Source organism: Aquitalea sp. S1-19 (genome assembly GCF_024343515.1).
This window is the reverse complement of the sequence record NZ_RJTZ01000004.1, coordinates 52052-52883: the sequence shown is the minus strand read 5'-3', so window position 1 is coordinate 52883 and position 832 is coordinate 52052. Positions and strand designations below refer to the sequence as shown.

Genomic DNA, 832 nt, shown 5'->3' with positions numbered 1-832 from the left:
TCTACCGTCAGATAAGGGTTGAGCGAGGTCATCGGGTCCTGGAAGATCATCGCCACGCGGTTGCCGCGTATCTTGTTCAGCTCTGCCGTTTTCATCGCCAGCAGGTTCTGGCCGTGGTATAGCGCCTCGCCGGTCGCGCGGCCGTTCTTGGCCAGCAGGCCCATCATCGCCAGCACGGTCTGGCTCTTGCCGGAACCGGATTCGCCGACGATGCCCAGCGTCTGGCCGCGCTCCAGCGCAAAGCTGACGCCATTGACGGCGAATACCGCGCCGTCGCCGGTCTGGAACTCGACGCCCAGATTATTGACTTGCAACAGACTCATGATGCTTCCTCAGCGGTCCTTGGGGTCAAGCGCGTCGCGCATGCCGTCGCCGATATAGTTGGCGCAATACAGCGTCAGCGACAGTAGTGCGCCGGGGAACAGCAGCATCCACGGCGTGGTTTCCATCACCCCGGTGCCCTCCTCGATCAGTACGCCCCAGCTGGTCATCGGCTCCTGCACGCCAAGACCGAGGAAGGACAGCACCGATTCGGTCAGGATCACGCCCGGCACGGTCACCGTGGTGTAGATCACCACGATGCCCAAGAGGTTGGGCACAATATGGCGGAAGATGATGGCCGGGGTCGACACGCCGATGGCGTGTGCCGCCTCGATATACTCCTTGGACTTGATCGCCAGCGTCTGCCCGCGCACCACGCGCGCCATGTCCATCCACGAGAATACGGTGATGGTCAGCACCACCAGATAGAACTCGCGACCAAGCAAGGTCACCATCAGGATGGCGATCAACAGGTAAGGCACCGCGTACATCATGTCGACCAGACGCATCA

The 832-nt window shown here is 61.7% G+C and carries 2 protein-coding genes; both read right to left on the bottom strand.

From position 1 onward, the window contains the following. Positions 1-323: ATP-binding cassette domain-containing protein (locus EGI20_RS01270; RefSeq protein WP_498628990.1), on the bottom strand; the 323-nt coding region annotated here is incomplete at its 3' end. 9 nt (positions 324-332) lie between these two features. Beyond that, positions 333-832 (bottom strand): ABC transporter permease (locus EGI20_RS01265; RefSeq protein ID WP_498628988.1); only part of this gene is annotated, 500 nt, incomplete at its 5' end.